The 15,109-nt window shown below is 59.4% G+C and carries 15 protein-coding genes; 5 read left to right on the top strand and 10 right to left on the bottom strand.

The genetic code is table 11. The annotated features are described in order from the left end of the window. Position 1 precedes the first annotated feature (1 nt). On the top strand, positions 2-1,099 hold the full coding sequence (locus tag AB4P90_RS23200) for a DUF1513 domain-containing protein (RefSeq protein WP_014719762.1): 1,098 nt from the start codon (positions 2-4) through the stop codon (positions 1,097-1,099). A gap of 211 nt (positions 1,100-1,310) precedes the next feature. On the opposite strand, the gene AB4P90_RS23205 is transcribed toward AB4P90_RS23200, so the two are convergent. The 5 genes from AB4P90_RS23205 to colR all read right to left on the bottom strand — a co-directional run bounded on the left by AB4P90_RS23205 (position 1,311) and on the right by colR (position 5,081). Continuing rightward, positions 1,311-1,538: a hypothetical protein gene (locus AB4P90_RS23205; RefSeq protein ID WP_003193932.1), complete on the bottom strand. Its 228-nt coding sequence runs from the start codon at positions 1,536-1,538 to the stop codon at positions 1,311-1,313. After that, positions 1,535-2,254 carry a lipopolysaccharide kinase InaA family protein gene (locus AB4P90_RS23210; RefSeq protein ID WP_019817333.1) on the bottom strand — a complete coding sequence of 240 codons (720 nt, stop codon included), beginning with the start codon at positions 2,252-2,254 and terminating at the stop codon, positions 1,535-1,537. The genes AB4P90_RS23205 and AB4P90_RS23210 overlap by 4 nt, the downstream gene beginning before the upstream one ends. A gap of 4 nt (positions 2,255-2,258) precedes the next feature. Further along, on the bottom strand, positions 2,259-2,939 hold the full coding sequence (locus AB4P90_RS23215; RefSeq protein WP_034128620.1) for a class I SAM-dependent methyltransferase: 681 nt from the start codon (positions 2,937-2,939) through the stop codon (positions 2,259-2,261). Between the two features lie 188 nt (positions 2,940-3,127). Beyond that, positions 3,128-4,408, bottom strand: coding sequence for a HAMP domain-containing sensor histidine kinase (locus tag AB4P90_RS23220; RefSeq protein ID WP_019817331.1), 1,281 nt, complete (start codon positions 4,406-4,408; stop codon positions 3,128-3,130). Further along, positions 4,398-5,081 (bottom strand): two-component system response regulator ColR, encoded by a 684-nt coding sequence (colR, locus tag AB4P90_RS23225; RefSeq protein WP_003193936.1) that lies wholly within the window; start codon positions 5,079-5,081, stop codon positions 4,398-4,400. Before colR ends, AB4P90_RS23220 begins: the two co-directional genes overlap by 11 nt. A gap of 201 nt (positions 5,082-5,282) precedes the next feature. On the opposite strand from colR, the gene AB4P90_RS23230 reads away from it, so the two are divergent. Then, complete coding sequence (locus AB4P90_RS23230) at positions 5,283-7,232, top strand: LTA synthase family protein (protein WP_323558944.1); 1,950 nt, start codon at positions 5,283-5,285, stop codon at positions 7,230-7,232. 50 nt (positions 7,233-7,282) lie between these two features. Then, positions 7,283-8,008, top strand: a complete 726-nt coding sequence (locus tag AB4P90_RS23235; protein WP_019817329.1) for a phosphatase PAP2 family protein — start codon at positions 7,283-7,285, stop codon at positions 8,006-8,008. A 342-nt stretch (positions 8,009-8,350) separates the two neighbouring features. On the opposite strand, the gene groL is transcribed toward AB4P90_RS23235, so the two are convergent. The 5 genes from groL to AB4P90_RS23260 form a co-directional block, all read right to left on the bottom strand. Then, positions 8,351-9,997, bottom strand: coding sequence for a chaperonin GroEL (gene groL / locus AB4P90_RS23240; RefSeq protein ID WP_014719767.1), 1,647 nt, complete (start codon positions 9,995-9,997; stop codon positions 8,351-8,353). 50 nt (positions 9,998-10,047) lie between these two features. Continuing rightward, on the bottom strand, positions 10,048-10,341 hold the full coding sequence (locus AB4P90_RS23245) for a co-chaperone GroES (protein WP_003193940.1): 294 nt from the start codon (positions 10,339-10,341) through the stop codon (positions 10,048-10,050). Positions 10,342-10,588: 247 nt separating this feature from the next. Next, positions 10,589-11,065 (bottom strand): FxsA family protein, encoded by a 477-nt coding sequence (locus tag AB4P90_RS23250; RefSeq protein ID WP_003193941.1) that lies wholly within the window; start codon positions 11,063-11,065, stop codon positions 10,589-10,591. Between the two features lie 66 nt (positions 11,066-11,131). Further along, entirely contained in the window at positions 11,132-11,863 is a 732-nt protein-coding gene (locus AB4P90_RS23255) for a HugZ family protein (RefSeq protein WP_102665942.1), read from the bottom strand. 102 nt (positions 11,864-11,965) lie between these two features. Beyond that, positions 11,966-12,973: a DUF481 domain-containing protein gene (locus AB4P90_RS23260; protein WP_014719769.1), complete on the bottom strand. Its 1,008-nt coding sequence runs from the start codon at positions 12,971-12,973 to the stop codon at positions 11,966-11,968. A gap of 193 nt (positions 12,974-13,166) precedes the next feature. On the opposite strand from AB4P90_RS23260, the gene AB4P90_RS23265 reads away from it, so the two are divergent. Both AB4P90_RS23265 and AB4P90_RS23270 read left to right on the top strand, forming a co-directional pair. After that, positions 13,167-13,481 (top strand): MGMT family protein, encoded by a 315-nt coding sequence (locus AB4P90_RS23265; protein ID WP_020301352.1) that lies wholly within the window; start codon positions 13,167-13,169, stop codon positions 13,479-13,481. 43 nt (positions 13,482-13,524) lie between these two features. Further along, positions 13,525-15,057, top strand: coding sequence for an AmpG family muropeptide MFS transporter (locus tag AB4P90_RS23270; RefSeq protein ID WP_014719771.1), 1,533 nt, complete (start codon positions 13,525-13,527; stop codon positions 15,055-15,057). Positions 15,058-15,109 lie beyond the last annotated feature (52 nt).

The following is a 15,109-nucleotide window of genomic DNA, read 5'->3' on the forward strand; positions in this document are numbered from 1 at the left end:
GATGCTCAGGCGACAGGCTTTGGCGGTGGGCAGCGTGCTGCTCAGCGCTATCACCTTGGGTGGCTGGACGCTGTTCAAGCACAAAGACAAAGGCCCGCTGCTGCTGTCGGCGCGCGATGATGCCGATGGCAAGCACTACGCTGTCGGCTATCGCCTGGACGGCAAGCCGGTATTTGCCACCCAGGTCGGCCAGCGCTGCCATGACATCATCAACCACCCAACGTTGCCGATTGCGCTGTTCGTGGCCCGTCGACCGGGCACCGAGAGTTACCTGATCGACCTGCGCGATGGCAGGCTGCTGCAAACCCTCACCTCCAACGCCAACCGCCATTTCTATGGCCATGCGGTGATCCACAAGAGCGGCGACTGGCTGTACGCCACCGAGAACGACACTTCCGACCCTGGTCGCGGCCTGTTGGGTGTGTATAAGTTTGAAGGTGAGCGGCTGGTGCACAGCGGCGAGATCTCTACCCACGGCATCGGCCCGCATCAAGTCTCGTGGATGCCCGACGGCGAGACGCTGATCGTGGCCAACGGTGGCATTCGCACCGAAGCCGAAAGCCGGGTAGAAATGAACCTCAACGCCATGGAGCCGAGCCTGGTGCTGATGCGCCGTGACGGCAGCCTGATCAGCAAGGAAACCCTGGCCCAGCAGATGAACAGCGTGCGGCACATGGGCATCGCCAGCGATGGCACCATCCTCACCGGGCAACAGTTCATGGGCCCGTCCCAGGAGCGTTCCGAGTTGCTGGCGATCAAGCGCCCGGGGCAGCCGTTCGTGGCGTTCCCAGTGGCGGATGAACAGTTGCAGGCGATGGGGCATTACACCGCCAGCGTGGCGGTGCACAGCGAACTGCGCCTGGTGGCGTTGACGGCACCTCGTGGCAATCGCTTTTTTATCTGGGACATGGACACCGCCGAACTGCGCCTGGATGGGCCCTTGCCGGACTGTGCGGGGGTGGGTGCGGTGGCGGATGGGTTTGTCGTGACATCAGGACAGGGGCGGTGCCGCTTCTATGATTGCCGCCAGGAAAAGTTACTGGCAACACCACTGGAGTTACCGGCGGGGTTCTGGGATAACCACCTGCACTTGGTCTAAAGACCGACGACATCAAAATGTGGGAGCGGGCTTGATCGTTCCCACGCTCTGCGTGGGAATGCAACCCGTGACGCTCTGCGTCACTGGCGCTAACGGACGAGACGCAGAGCGTCTCAAGAGGCATTCCCACGCAGAGCGTGGGAATGATCATGCCTGGCGCACCATAAAAAAAGGGCCTCGCATGGCAAGGCCCTTTTCGGGGTCAATCGTTTCAACTTTGCGGCCTCATCGCTTGAGACATGCCGAACATGAATAACAGCAATTCATGGTCGGGCTTGGCCGCCACACTCGTCTTGGCAATGCGTGGCAGCAGGCATTGCCCGCCACCGTCTACCGCACTCAACACTTGTGTACGAGGTTGTTCCCATACCGCCAGGGCCAGGGCTGCAACACCCAATGCCCCGACCAGAAACAAACCTCGTGCGATTTCTAGCTTCATCTGGTTAAACCCTTGATAGCGCTGCCAAACGCCGTCTCGTAAAAGTAGCTGAGTTTTTTCCAGTCGGTATCATTCCACGACGAATGGCGACGCAATTGCAGCATGTCGTGGGACGCGGCCCGATAAGCGGTCAGGCGCTGGCGGCATTTCTCAAAGTCCAGCAGGGCCACTTCCACCGTCGCCGCATCAGGCTCACCGGTAACCCGCACGAAAATGTGCTTGATATACAGGCAACCGTGTTGCCAGCGGCCTTTGTGCATACGGGCCAAGGTGCCGGCCAACTCTTGCAGCAGGCGCTCGTGGACCGCCTCGCCATACTGTTCGCGGCCACCGGCGGCGTACCAGTTTTCAATCTCGTCGAAACCGTCCAGAGACGCGGTGACCAACAGGGCTTTCCACTGGTGCTCTGGGTCGCGACGTGCTTCGCAAAACACCAGTTCCGGCACACGCACATCCAGCAAACGCAGGCCTTTGAGGGCATCACGCTCACGCAGCACGGTCGGACGCCCAAAGGGGTGCAGCCAGCTGCGGTAAATGTGGCCGGTCTGGCGCTTGCAATAGAGCAAACGGCCATTAGGGCTTATGACCCGTTGCACGCCACTTTCACCACCACGTCGGCGGTTGGGTTCTTCCACCCATTCACCCTGTTGACGCCAGAAAAAATCAAATCGTTCTTCGGGAGCTACATGACTGCCTACTACGCACTCAACTGCCATCCTGTTACCTCTTGCGCAATACATACACTCGCCACATGGCGTAGAGCGGTATGAAGTCCAGGGATTCCTGAACACGGAAACCGGCCTGCTCGAATTCTGCCTCGACAGTAGCAGCCGGTAACACAAACCGGTTTTGGTAACCTTCTTGCTCACCTTTTCTGCGACGACGCACTTCGCTGCGCTTGCGCTTCCAGGCCTTGAAATTGCCGTCTACCCACAGCGAAATAATCACGCTGTCGCGGGTAACACGTTGAAACTCGCGCAATATTGTCAGCCTGTGCTCTGGCTCACCGATGTGGTGCATCAAGCGCATGCAGAAAATACTGTCGACGGAGTTATCTGGCAAATCGATATCAAAGGCAGACGTCTGCAAAGGGCGTACCCGTTTCACCACCTCTGCCGGTTGGGCAGCGGTGGCGATCTTTAACATCGACGCCGAATTGTCAGCTCCGATAATCACACGGTTGGGTTTTTCGGCCAGCAACGGCCAGAAACGTCCAGCGCCACAAGGCAGGTCCAACACCAGCCCCGGCTCGCCGGCCATGGCCAGCGCACCGCGCGCCAACTGCTCGTCGCGTTTGTGGGACAACCGGCGAGCCAGATTGTCCTGATGCTTGAGCAAATATTTCTGCGCGTGTTGATCGTCGTACTTGTCAGAAAATTCCAGCTTGATCGGGGAAGGCATCTTACGTCTCCAGTAACTGATGCCTACGACCTTAAGCAGCGAACTGTGATCAACAGGTCAACTCGTTGTGAAAATCTTGTCCTGTCCAATTGCATACATTTCAAGACTTTACAGAAACATTCAGTAGCACCGGGCCATCTTCGCCGAAAAGCGGGCAGTCTGCATCAGCAAAACGACAGACTGAAGGGTCAGGTTTTGACTGGGCTGAGCTCCACGTGAAAACGGCAGCCATTGGGCTCCATAGTGCTCAGGCTTACGCTCCAGCCCTGGCTTTCGCAGATCCGTTGCACCAGTGAGAGCCCAAGGCCAAGGCCCTCGCCACGCTTCTCGCTACCGCGCACGAACGGCTCGAACATCGCTTCGCGCTTCTCTTCGGGGATCCCGACACCGGAGTCCTCCACCGTGAAACCACTGGGCTCCAGGGTCAGGCGGATAAACCCGTGCTCGGTGTAATGCAGTGCGTTGCGCAGCAGGTTGCCCATCACCGCGTGCAAGAAGGTGGTGTTGTAGCGGGTGTCCAGGGGGTTACCCGGCAGGTAGATCAACGCCAGGCCTTTTTTCTCGATGGGCTCGCGCCAGATACCGAGCAGGTCTTCGGCCACCTGGGTGAGGTTGCCTTGGGGTGAACTGGCAGCGTCGTCGTGTTTGGCGCGGGCCAGCATCAGGAAGGTTTGCACCAGCTCGCGCATTTCTTCACAGGCACGGGCTATGCGCTCTACCTGGTTGCGACCACGTTGATCGATGGCCGGGTTTTCGCGCAACAGTTCGCAGGAGCTGGCCAGGACCATCAAGGGCGTGCGCAACTCATGGCTCACATCGCTGGTAAACAATTGCTCACGTGACAGCGCCTGGCGTAAACGCCCCAAGGTGGCGTCGAACGCCACCGCCAGTTCGCCCACTTCATCGGCGGCGTAATCCGGCGCCAGGGGCGGTGCCAGGCCCAACAGTTGGTCACGATGACGGACCTGGCGGGCCAGGCGTACCACCGGCGCCATCACCTTGCGGGCCAGCACCCAGCCGAGGAACGCCGCCAGCGCCAGGCTGAGTACGAACCCCACCAGCACCACCGCAAACAGCACGCGCTCACGCTCTTCGAAATCGCTCTGGTCTTGCAGCAACACATAACGTCGGCCATCGACCACTTCAACCATGGCGTGGTACGACAGCGCCTCGCGAAACACCTCATGAAACCCCGGGTCCAGATGGCGCAGGTCCTTGGGCAGTTCAAAATCGCCACGCCCGCCGCTGAAATAGAACAGCTGGTCCGGCTCCGGCCGATGGTTCCAGTCTTCGACGCTGTCCATCAACAGCAGGCGTTGCAAGTCGCCGCCCAAGCCCGCCGAGATCAACTTCTCTTCCACCAGGTGCACGGTCGCAATGATGCCGATGGCGAAGGCCCCCGCCACCAACGCACTCATCAAGGCGAAGGCGATGATGATCCGTTGGGCAAGGCTTTGCTTAAACTCCATCACGCCCCTCGGCCAAGCGATAACCCACACCATGCACCGTTTGCAGCAATGGCTTGGCGAAGGGTTTGTCGATCACTTGGCGCAATTGGTGAACATGGCTGCGCAGGCTGTCGCTGTCCGGGCAGTCGTCTCCCCACAGAGCTTCTTCGAGAACTTCCCGACGCAGAACGTGCGGGCTTTTCTGCATCAGCACGGCGAGCAGTTTCAGACCCACGGGGTTGAGCTTGAGCAGGCGCCCTTCGCGGGTGACTTCCAGCGTATCGAGGTCGTAGTTCAGGTCACCCACTTGCAGGGCACGACGCCCGCCGCCCTGGGCACGGCGCAACACCGCTTCGATACGGGCGGCCAGTTCCGACAAGGCGAAGGGTTTGAGCAGGTAGTCATCGGCGCCGGACTTGAAGCCCTGCAGCCGGTCGTCCAGTTGATCGCGAGCGGTAAGCATGATTACCGGCGTGTCGCGGCGCGCGTCTTCGCGCAGGCGTTTGCACAGGGTGTAGCCATCGATGCCGGGCAACATGATGTCGAGCACGATCAGGTCGTAATGCTCGGTGGCCGCCAGGTGCAGGCCCGACAAACCGTCCTGCGCACAGTCCACTGTGTAGCCTTTGAGCCCCAGGTAATCGGCCAGGTTGGCGAGGATATCGCGGTTGTCTTCAACCAATAGAATTCGCATGGGCAGTGTCTCCGTACGCGGTAACGGCCGTGTTGGCTCGCGCAGCTTAAGGCCAAGCGGGGCTCAGGGATAGAGCGCAGAGCCCCGCTGATAAAGGTTTTCAACTGTTTGCAGAGCCGAACAAGTTTTTCACTATAGCTTCACAAACTGACTACAGCCTCAGGAAGAAGATCGCCCCCCATTGATCTAAGGAACATAGACATGGGTTTTTTCAAAACTGCACCAATGCGCTATTTGTTGTTGATTACCGGTACCTGGTTACTGGTTTTCCTGCTTACGCGCAGTGTGCTGCTCATCACTCACCTGGATGAAGTCGGCGGCAACCTGCTGCCGGTGTTTGGCGTAGGTGTGCTCTACGACCTGGCCTTCCTCGCCTACGCAGCCTTGCCGCTTGGCCTGTATTTGCTGCTCTGCCCGCCAGCCCTGTGGCGCCGCCGTGGCCATCGCTGGTTCCTGCAAGCGGTGCTGACTGTCAGCCTGTTCGCCATGCTGTTCACCTCGGTGGCCGAATGGTTGTTCTGGGATGAGTTTGGCGTGCGCTTCAACTTTATCGCTGTCGATTACTTGGTGTACTCCGATGAGGTACTGAACAACCTGCTGGAGTCTTACCCGATCGGCAAGCTGCTGAGCCTGCTGGCGATGCTTGCACTGATTCTGAGCGTGGCTCTGCGCAAGCCCTTCAATGCCGCGATGGCAGCGCCCTTGCCTGCGCTGCGTGGCCGTTTGGTCAACGCCCTGGGCCTGCTGGTGCTCGCCGGCCTCAGCCTGCAACTGGTCAGCCAGGACAGCCCACGCACCCAAGGCGGTAACGCGTACAACAACGAATTGGCCAGCAACGGGCCTTATCAGTTCTTCGCCGCCTTCCGTAACAACGAACTGGATTACACCCAGTTCTACAAAAGCCTGCCGACCGACGTCGTCGCCAAGCAGTTGCGCGCCGAACTGAGTGAGCCCAACGCCCGCTTTATCGACCCGGACCCGCTGGATATTCGCCGTGCCATCACCAACCCCGGCACACTGCGCAAGCCCAACATCGTACTGGTGACCATCGAGAGCTTCAGCGCCAAGTACATGGGCAGCAATGGCGATGCGCGCAACCTCACGCCCAATCTGGATGCATTGCGCCAACAGAGCCTGTACTTCAATAACTTCTACGCCACCGGTACGCGCACCGACCGAGGCCTGGAAGCCATTACCCTGGCAATCCCGCCGACGCCGGGACGTTCGATCGTCAAGCGCATCGGCCGCGAAAGCGGGTTCGCCAGCCTGGGGCAACAGCTCTCGGCCATCGGTTATGACAGCGTATTTGTCTACGGCGGGCGCGGTTACTTCGACAATATGAACGCGTTCTTCAGCGGCAACGGTTATCGGGTCGTGGACCAGAGCAGCGTGCCCGAAGCAGAAATCTCATTCAAAAACGCCTGGGGCATGGCCGACGAAGACCTGTTCAAACAGACCTTGAAACTGGCCGACGCCGATTACGCCAAGCAGCAGCCGTTCTTGCTGCAACTGATGACCACCTCCAACCATCGCCCTTATACCTACCCGGACGGGCGTATCGATATCAAGTCCGGCAAGGGCCGCGACGGCGCGGTGAAATACACCGACTACGCCATCGGCCAGTTCCTCGAAGCTGCACGCCAGAAGCCGTGGTTCGATAACACGATCTTCGTGTTCGTCGCCGACCACACGGCCGGCAGCGCGGGCAAGGAAGACCTGCCGATCACCAACTACCAGATACCGCTGTTTATCTACGCGCCCAAGCTGATCGACGCACGGGAATCCGCCCAACTGGCCAGCCAGATCGACCTGGCGCCGACCTTGCTGGGCCTGCTCAACCTGAGCTACGAATCAACATTCTTTGGCCGCAACCTGCTGCAAGACAACCCATTGCCTGCACGGGTAGTGGTGGGCAATTACCAGCACCTGGGTCTGTTCGATGGCAAGGACCTGGCAATCCTCAGCCCGCGCCAAGGCTTGCGTCGCCACGACCAGGCCTTGGGCGAGAGCCAGGAGCTGCGCGTCGGTAGCGATGACCCCTTGATTCAACGGGCGATCACCTACTACCAGGCCGCCAGTTATGACTACAAACAGCAACTGCTGAGCTGGAAAGCGCCCAAGGAAGAGGCTCCAGTCTTAAGCAAACGCTAATCAAAAAGCCCCGTGCAGGTGAGCACGGGGCTTTTTTACCAAGGTTCGAGATGAAATCCGCCTCCTCTTTACCAGTTTCCAAACCGCTTGATTTTTGGCTGTGCCTGGGCCTGCCTGCCAGCGCTGCGGTGGCCTTGCTGTTGCTTGAACTGACGTCACTGGACATGGACCTGGCCAGGCATTTCTATAGCGCAGAGGCTGGCGGCTTCATTGGCCGCTATAGCTTCTTCCTTGAAGACATCCTGCATGACCGTGCCAAGCAACTGGTGATCCTGTTTTCGGTGCTGGCGATTCTGGGCCTGGTCGGCAGCTTCATCCTGCAGCGGCTCAAGCCGTACCGCCGTGAACTGGTGTGCCTGGTGCTGTCGCTGGGAATGGCGACGGCGTTCGTGTCGCCATTGAAAACCATCACCGCCGTGCAATGCCCTTGGAGCCTCAAGGAGTTCGGCGGCCAGGAAACCTACAGCGAACTGCTCAGCCCGCGCCCGCCGACCGATAAACCCGGCCGCTGCTGGCCCGGCGGGCATGCCGCCACCGGGTTTGCCTTGTTCGCCTGGTTCTTCGCGCTGCGGGATCGACGGCCACGGCTGGCGCGCTACGCGTTCATCTTTGCTGTCGGCCTGGGCAGCGTGTTTTCAGTCAGCCGTATGCTGCAAGGGGCGCATTTCTTTTCCCACAATGTGTGGACAGCGATCTTTTGCTGGCTGATCTGCCTGGGGCTGTATTGCTTGTTGCTGTACCGGCCCTCACGGCAAGCCGTAATGCCGGTCAGTTAAGCGAATGCAACGAAGATCAAATGTGGGAGCTGGCTTGCCTGCGATTGGCCATAAGTATCGACACAACTTTGCAGCGGTCGACGGCAACTACAACCTCGATAACCACGCTGGCCGAACGCAGGCTTGAACTCCTGGGTAACCCGGCAGGATGCGCTCTGATCCAACATTCCTGCAGGCTGGCAGGCCGTCTTCGCAGGCAAGCCAGCTCCCACATTTTGACCGCCGTGCATCAGTTAGATAAGCGTGGCTGTCAGGCCGCCGTCGGGTGGGTACAGCCGTGCATAAAAAAGCCCCGCCTGCATCACTGCAGGCGGGGCTTTTTATAGCGCCGGGTAGGCTGGCTTACATCATGCCGCCCATGCCACCCATGCCGCCCATGTCTGGCATACCGCCGCCAGCCGAGCCTTCTTTCTTCGGTGCTTCAGCGATCGCAGCTTCGGTGGTCAGGATCAGACCGCCGATGGAGGATGCTGCTTGCAGCGCGGAACGAGTCACCTTGGTTGGATCCAGGATGCCCATTTCGATCATGTCGCCGTACACGCCAGTCGCAGCGTTGTAACCGTAGTTACCTTTGCCGTTCTTGACTTCGTTGACCACAACGCTTGGCTCGTCGCCGGAGTTGGCAGCGATCTGGCGCAGCGGTGCTTCAACGGCACGACGCAGTACAGCGATACCTACGTTCTGGTCAGCGTTGTCGCCGGTCAGCTCAGTCAGGGCTTCCAGAGCACGGATCAGCGCAACGCCACCGCCAGGTACCACGCCTTCTTCAACGGCTGCACGGGTTGCGTGCAGGGCGTCTTCAACGCGGGCCTTCTTCTCTTTCATTTCAACTTCGGAGCCAGCGCCAACCTTGATCACTGCAACGCCGCCAGACAGCTTGGCCAGGCGCTCTTGCAGTTTTTCACGGTCGTAGTCCGAGGAAGTCTCGGCAACCTGTGCACGGATCTGAGCGATACGAGACTCGATGTCGCCTTCAACGCCAGCACCGTCAACGATGATGGTGTTTTCCTTGGACAGGGTCACGCGCTTGGCGCTACCCAGGTTTTCCAGGGTGGCGCTTTCCAGGCTCAGGCCGATCTCTTCGGAGATAACGGTACCGCCGGTCAGAACGGCGATGTCCTGCAGCATGGCCTTGCGACGGTCGCCGAAGCCTGGCGCCTTGACGGCTGCAACCTTGACGATGCCACGCATGTTGTTCACAACCAGAGTCGCCAGGGCTTCGCCTTCAACGTCTTCAGCCACGATCAGCAGTGGGCGGCCGGCTTTGGCAACGGCTTCCAGCACTGGCAGCATTTCGCGGATGTTGGAGATCTTTTTGTCGACCAGCAGGATCAGCGGGCTGTCCAGCTCGGCAACCATGGTGTCCGGCTTGTTGACGAAGTACGGGGACAGGTAGCCACGGTCGAACTGCATGCCTTCTACAACCGACAGTTCGTTTTCCAGGCCCGAGCCTTCTTCAACGGTGATCACGCCTTCTTTACCGACTTTTTCCATGGCTTCGGCAATGATGTCGCCGATGGAGCTGTCGGAGTTGGCAGAGATGGTGCCTACCTGAGCGATGGCCTTGGTGTCGGCGCATGGCTTGGACAGGTTCTTCAGCTCTTTGACGATGGCGATGGTCGCCTTGTCGATACCGCGCTTGAGGTCCATCGGGTTCATGCCGGCAGCAACGGCCTTCAGGCCTTCGTTGACGATCGACTGAGCCAGTACGGTTGCGGTGGTAGTACCGTCACCTGCGTCATCGTTGGCACGGGAGGCAACGTCTTTGACCAGCTGCGCGCCCATGTTTTCGAAACGGTCTTCCAGTTCGATTTCTTTGGCGACGGAAACGCCGTCCTTGGTGATGGTCGGAGCGCCGAAGCTCTTCTCGATGATCACGTTACGGCCTTTCGGGCCCAAGGTCGCTTTTACTGCGTCAGCCAGTACGTTGACGCCAGTGAGCATTTTCTTGCGGGCGGAGTCGCCGAATTTAACTTCTTTAGCAGCCATGATCGATATTCCTTAAATACTTTGTAGTAACGGGAAAATGAGCGAGGAAATCAGTCTTCCAGAACGGCGAGAATTTCGTTCTCAGCCATTACCAGCAGGTCTTCGCCGTCTACTTTCACAGTGTTGCTGCCGGAGTAAGGGCCGAAAACAACCTTGTCACCCACTTTCACGGCCAGTGCGCGTACATCACCGTTCTCCAGGGTTTTGCCTGGGCCAGCAGCGACGATCACACCGTGGTTGGCTTTTTCAGCAGCCGAACCTGGCAGAACGATCCCGCCAGCGGTTTTCTTTTCTTCTTCGCTGCGACGGATTACGACGCGGTCGTGCAGAGGACGAAGCTTCATTGTCGATCTCTCCTAATTGTGTTTTTCATCGGCCGGTATCAATTCCGGCGGGTTAAATTCCGGCGGTGCCGGTCGCGGCTCGCGGGGCGAGACGCGGAAGTCTGTCTGATGTCACCACCAGAAACCTTGCGGTGACCGTTACATAAGGGCGCCCAGGCTTATTACAAGGGGCCGAGGATGAAATTTTTTGTGTCGGCTCAAGGGTAAATGCAACACGGCACCCGAAGGTGCCGTGCCAGTGAAGCGGTTACTTAGGGTCGCGGTGTTCGAACTCGCCTTCGATCACATCACCTTCACGCCCCAGGGGTTGGCGTGGAGCCGGGCCACCACGGGGTTGCAGGTCGTCGGCGAACGCACGCTGGCGCATCGCGGCCTCTTCAGCACGCTGGCGCATTTTGCCGGCCAGCAGCTTGCGGGTGAACGGCAGCAACAGCACCAGGCCGAGCACATCGCTGATAAAACCCGGCAGGATCAGCAGGCCACCGGCCAGGGCCATCATCAGGCCTTCAAGCATGGTCTGGGCCGGCAGTTCGCCGCGGTTCAGGCTTTCACGGGCACGCAGCGCGGTGGCCAGGCCGGCGACACGCAGCACCAGGACGCCGAGCATGGAGCCTACGATGATCAGCAACAGTGCCGGGAAAAACCCGATCGCACCGCTGACTTTAACGAATACGAACAGCTCCAGCACCGGGAACAGCAGAAAGAGCAATAAAAAAGGGCGCATCAAATGGTTCCTCAACGCAAGAATGCCTTGCCAGTTCACCTTAGATGACGTCGCCGTTGTGTGAATTCAAGCAGTAGCCGCGGTTTTTTTCGGCCAGACTTCAGCGTGCGCCAATGAAACCAGGGCTTCACGCACTTGTGTCGGCGTATTGCAGGGCTCGGCAAACCCTAGCCAATGTAACGATTGGCCAATGCGCAGGTGCATGCCTTCGCTGTCGATGCCGGCCAACTGTGCAGGCTCGGTGGTCGGCAAGCCGCCCAGCTCGACGTAATGGGCGATGGCCTTGGTGTGATCGCTGTTCATGTGCTCGATCATGCTGCGCTCGGCCTTGCCCGCAAACGGGTTGGCCAAGGTTAACTGGTCGACCCAATGGATCGCGCCAAACCCACCGATGTAACGGTGACGGACGGGGTTGAGCACCCAGAAATCGAAATCGTGGGCCTTGTGGTAGTTGGCCGAATCAGGGAAGTAGCGGTAGTAGCGCTCGGCCGCAGCTTCGATGACGGCGGGGTCTTCCAGCTTCTCGGCTTCGGCCAGGTAGGTCAGGCGCCCCACGGCTTGCACATCATCGGCCTCGCGCTCACCCACCAACAGCGAACACTTGGGATCTCTTTGCAGGTTGTGGGTGTGCTGGGCAATGCGGCTGATCAGGATCAGCGGGCGGCCCTGCTCGTCCAGGCAGTAGGGCACCACCGAGCCAAAGGGAAAGCCGGGCATGGCTTTGGACTGTGTGGCGAGCGCCCCACGGTATTCCTTGAGCAATAGCTCTCGGGCGTTCTTGGCAACCTGCGTGCTCAATAGATGACTCCTCGGGTGTTCCGCCGCCCATGGCATATGGGAATGGATCTCAACACAAGGTAATCAATATCTGCGCAGGTTGCCAGAGTGGCCGACGCCGGTTTACCAGGCCACGCCGAAGCCTGCGGTGTAACGGGTCTTGCTCAAGCTGCTATCGGAGTCGCCGCTGATGACGTCACGCTCGGCCTTGAGATTGAGGGACGCCCATTCGGTGACTTTGTAGCGCAGGCCCATCTCGGCATCCAGGGAGTAATCGGCCGGGCCGTCCAGAGGCTTGCCCAATTCGCCGTTGGTGAAGAACTCCACGGTCTTGCCCACCAGGTAGCGGTTGTAATTCCACTTCATGGCCAGAGAGTAGAAGTTGTCCTTGCCGCCGTCGGCATATTCGTAATCGGTACGGTTGACCAGCGATCCGAGGGAGAACGCGCCCAACTCATCGTCCCAGAACTGGTAGCCCGGGCCGGTACCCACGGTGCGCTGGCGCGCCAGGTCTTCGACCTTGTCGCGTTTGTAGGTCAGGCGCCCCTGCCAGAACCAGTGCTCGGTGATAAAACGGTCCAGGTCGTATTCCAGGGCCCAGTTGTCGGTGGTGGTGACGTCGTCCTGGAACTCGCGGTTATATTCGCCCTTGCCCGTATGACGCCACTGGCCGTGACGGGCCGAGGTCTTGAAGTCGATGTCGTAGTCGTTGGTGTCTTTGTCCGCGCGTTTGTAGTCCAGCGCCAGGTCGACATTACCCTTCCACACCAGGTCTTCGATCACGGGCTTGGGCTTCATGATCTGTTGGATACTTGCCAGTTCCACCGTCTTGGGCGCCTCGCCATTGGCCAGCACCACCTTGCCGTCATCCGATGCCTGCAAGGACTTGGCCTTTTCACCGCTGTAGGCGTCCTGCTTGACCAGCAGCTCCTGGTCACTTTCCAGGGTTTTGACCTGCTTCCAGTCCACCGGAATGGAGCCTGCGTAGGTGGTTTGGATCAGCAACTTGCCACCGTCGAAGACTTTTATCTTGCCAGTGAGCCGGTCACCGTTTTTCAACCAGACGGTATCGGCGAGCAAGGGCGTGGAAGCACTGAAAACAGCAAGGCACAACAGGGTTCTGGACAACATAAGCAGGTACGGGGCTCAGGATAGGCGAAAAAAGGGGCGTTATAGTGTTACATGGCTAGAACTGACTCAAGGATTTATATTGAGTTCAATACTCATCGTCATGTTTACAGACGTTTCTGACAAAACAACGACGATCTCAACGGATATCTCCACAGTGATCCCACCTGCAGATGCACCACAAAGCCCTGCCGAGATGCGCCGCACCGCCTTGTACCTGACGTTATCGCAGGTGCCCGAAGGCTGCGTGGTGAGTTACGGCGAGCTGGCCCACCTGGCGGGTCTGGGCCGTGCTGCCCGCTGGGTCGGGCGCACCCTGAGCCAGTTGCCGCAAGACACGCGGTTGCCCTGGCATCGGGTGCTGGGTGCCGGTGGTCGGATAAGCCTGCCGGTGGGCAGTGCCTCGGGCGACGAACAACGTGCGCGTTTACGTAGCGAAGGCGTCACTATCCTGAACAATCGTGTTGATATTCAGCGTCATGGCTGGCGCCCGGTAGAGCACAGCGGTTAGAGTGCGCGCTTTGTTTCCGCAAATCTGAGGCAGACTCCAGCCCATGCCCCGTAAAACCTGGCGCGCCGCGCTCGCCGCCTATGCCAGCCCTTCGACGTTAGTGCTGTTGTTGCTCGGTTTCGCCGCCGGCATGCCTTACATGTTGGTGTTTTCGACGCTTTCGGTGTGGCTGCGTGAAGCCGGTGTGGCTCGCGAGACCATTGGCTATGCGAGCCTGATCGGCCTGGCCTACGCCTTTAAATGGGTCTGGTCGCCGCTGCTCGATCAATGGCGCCTGCCGTTGCTTGGTAAACTGGGGCGTCGTCGCTCCTGGCTGGTGCTGGCCCAATCGCTGGTGATCCTCGGATTGATCGGCATGGGTTTTTGTGACCCGCAAAAACACCTGTCCTGGTTGATCGCCATCGCGGTGATCGTCGCCTTCGCGTCGGCCACCCAAGATATCGCCGTGGATGCCTACCGCCTGGAAATCGCCGACGACAGCCGTCAGGCCGCCCTGGCGGCAAGCTACATGTCCGGCTATCGCATTGCCGCCCTGCTGGCCACCGCCGGTGCGCTGTTCTTTGCCGAAGGCTTTGGCTCCACCGGCTTCAACTATAAACACTCGGCCTGGACCGGCACCTATGTGTTGTTCGGCGTGTTGATGGTGCCGGCGTTGCTCACCACCTTCCTCATGCGTGAACCTGATGTGCCACTGCGCACCCAGTTGCAGGCCGGCCGCTACAGTTTCATGCACCAGTTGGTGTCGGTGTTTGTGCTGATCGTGCTGTTGGTCTCGGTACCGGCGATGTTCACCCAGTTGTACAACACCGACTTCGCCAGCGTGCTGTTCCAGGGCGTGAGTTTGTGGGAACTGCTGATGGAAGACCGCGCGTTCCTGCGCGCCATCCTCTATATCATCCTCACTACCCTGTGCCTTTCAGCCATGGGCCGCCGGGGCCTGGCGCCCGTGCTCACGCCGGTCAACGACTTTATCCTGCGCTACCGTTGGCAGGCGCTGCTGCTGCTCGGGCTGATTGCCACCTATCGCATGTCCGACACGGTGATGGGCGTCATGGCCAACGTGTTCTATATCGACCAGGGTTTCACCAAGGACCAGATCGCCGGAGTGAGCAAGATCTTCGGCCTGATCATGACCCTGCTCGGCGCCGGCATGGGCGGCCTGTTGATCGTGCGGTTCGGCATATTGCCGATCCTGTTCATCGGCGGCGTGGCCTCGGCCGGTACCAACCTGCTGTTCGTGATGCTCGCCGACATGGGCCCCGACCTGCAGATGTTGATCGTCACCATCTCCCTGGACAACTTCAGTTCGGGCATGGCCACCTCGGCATTCGTGGCTTACCTGTCGAGCCTCACCAACCTCAAGTTCTCCGCCACCCAATATGCGCTGCTCAGTTCGATCATGCTGTTGCTGCCACGTTTGATCGGCGGCTATTCAGGCGTGATGGTGGAGAAGTTCGGTTACCACAACTTCTTTATGATCACCTGCCTGCTGGGCGTGCCGACGCTGCTCCTGATTGCGTTGCATTGGTTCCAGGAGAACCGCCGCGCCCGGCTGAATCCCCCGCCGGAAGACTGACACGACTCAGTCAATGTGGGAGCTGGCTTGCCTGCGATAGCGGTGGTGAACC

It is taken from the genome of Pseudomonas sp. B16120 (assembly GCF_044218845.1).
Taxonomy (GTDB): domain Bacteria; phylum Pseudomonadota; class Gammaproteobacteria; order Pseudomonadales; family Pseudomonadaceae; genus Aquipseudomonas; species Aquipseudomonas paracarnis.

Excerpts from the sequence above, each read along its gene's own strand:
- AB4P90_RS23200 (WP_014719762.1), top strand. The coding sequence starts at position 2 with ATGCTCAGGCGACAGGCTTTGGCGGTGGGCAGCGTGCTGCTCAGCGCT.
- AB4P90_RS23205 (WP_003193932.1), bottom strand. The coding sequence starts at position 1,538 with ATGAAGCTAGAAATCGCACGAGGTTTGTTTCTGGTCGGGGCATTGGGT.
- AB4P90_RS23210 (WP_019817333.1), bottom strand. The coding sequence starts at position 2,254 with ATGGCAGTTGAGTGCGTAGTAGGCAGTCATGTAGCTCCCGAAGAACGA.
- AB4P90_RS23215 (WP_034128620.1), bottom strand. The coding sequence starts at position 2,939 with ATGCCTTCCCCGATCAAGCTGGAATTTTCTGACAAGTACGACGATCAA.
- AB4P90_RS23220 (WP_019817331.1), bottom strand. The coding sequence starts at position 4,408 with ATGGAGTTTAAGCAAAGCCTTGCCCAACGGATCATCATCGCCTTCGCC.
- colR (WP_003193936.1), bottom strand. The coding sequence starts at position 5,081 with ATGCGAATTCTATTGGTTGAAGACAACCGCGATATCCTCGCCAACCTG.
- AB4P90_RS23230 (WP_323558944.1), top strand. The coding sequence starts at position 5,283 with ATGGGTTTTTTCAAAACTGCACCAATGCGCTATTTGTTGTTGATTACC.
- AB4P90_RS23235 (WP_019817329.1), top strand. The coding sequence starts at position 7,283 with ATGAAATCCGCCTCCTCTTTACCAGTTTCCAAACCGCTTGATTTTTGG.
- groL (WP_014719767.1), bottom strand. The coding sequence starts at position 9,997 with ATGGCTGCTAAAGAAGTTAAATTCGGCGACTCCGCCCGCAAGAAAATG.
- AB4P90_RS23245 (WP_003193940.1), bottom strand. The coding sequence starts at position 10,341 with ATGAAGCTTCGTCCTCTGCACGACCGCGTCGTAATCCGTCGCAGCGAA.
- AB4P90_RS23250 (WP_003193941.1), bottom strand. The coding sequence starts at position 11,065 with ATGCGCCCTTTTTTATTGCTCTTTCTGCTGTTCCCGGTGCTGGAGCTG.
- AB4P90_RS23260 (WP_014719769.1), bottom strand. The coding sequence starts at position 12,973 with ATGTTGTCCAGAACCCTGTTGTGCCTTGCTGTTTTCAGTGCTTCCACG.
- AB4P90_RS23265 (WP_020301352.1), top strand. The coding sequence starts at position 13,167 with ATGCGCCGCACCGCCTTGTACCTGACGTTATCGCAGGTGCCCGAAGGC.
- AB4P90_RS23270 (WP_014719771.1), top strand. The coding sequence starts at position 13,525 with ATGCCCCGTAAAACCTGGCGCGCCGCGCTCGCCGCCTATGCCAGCCCT.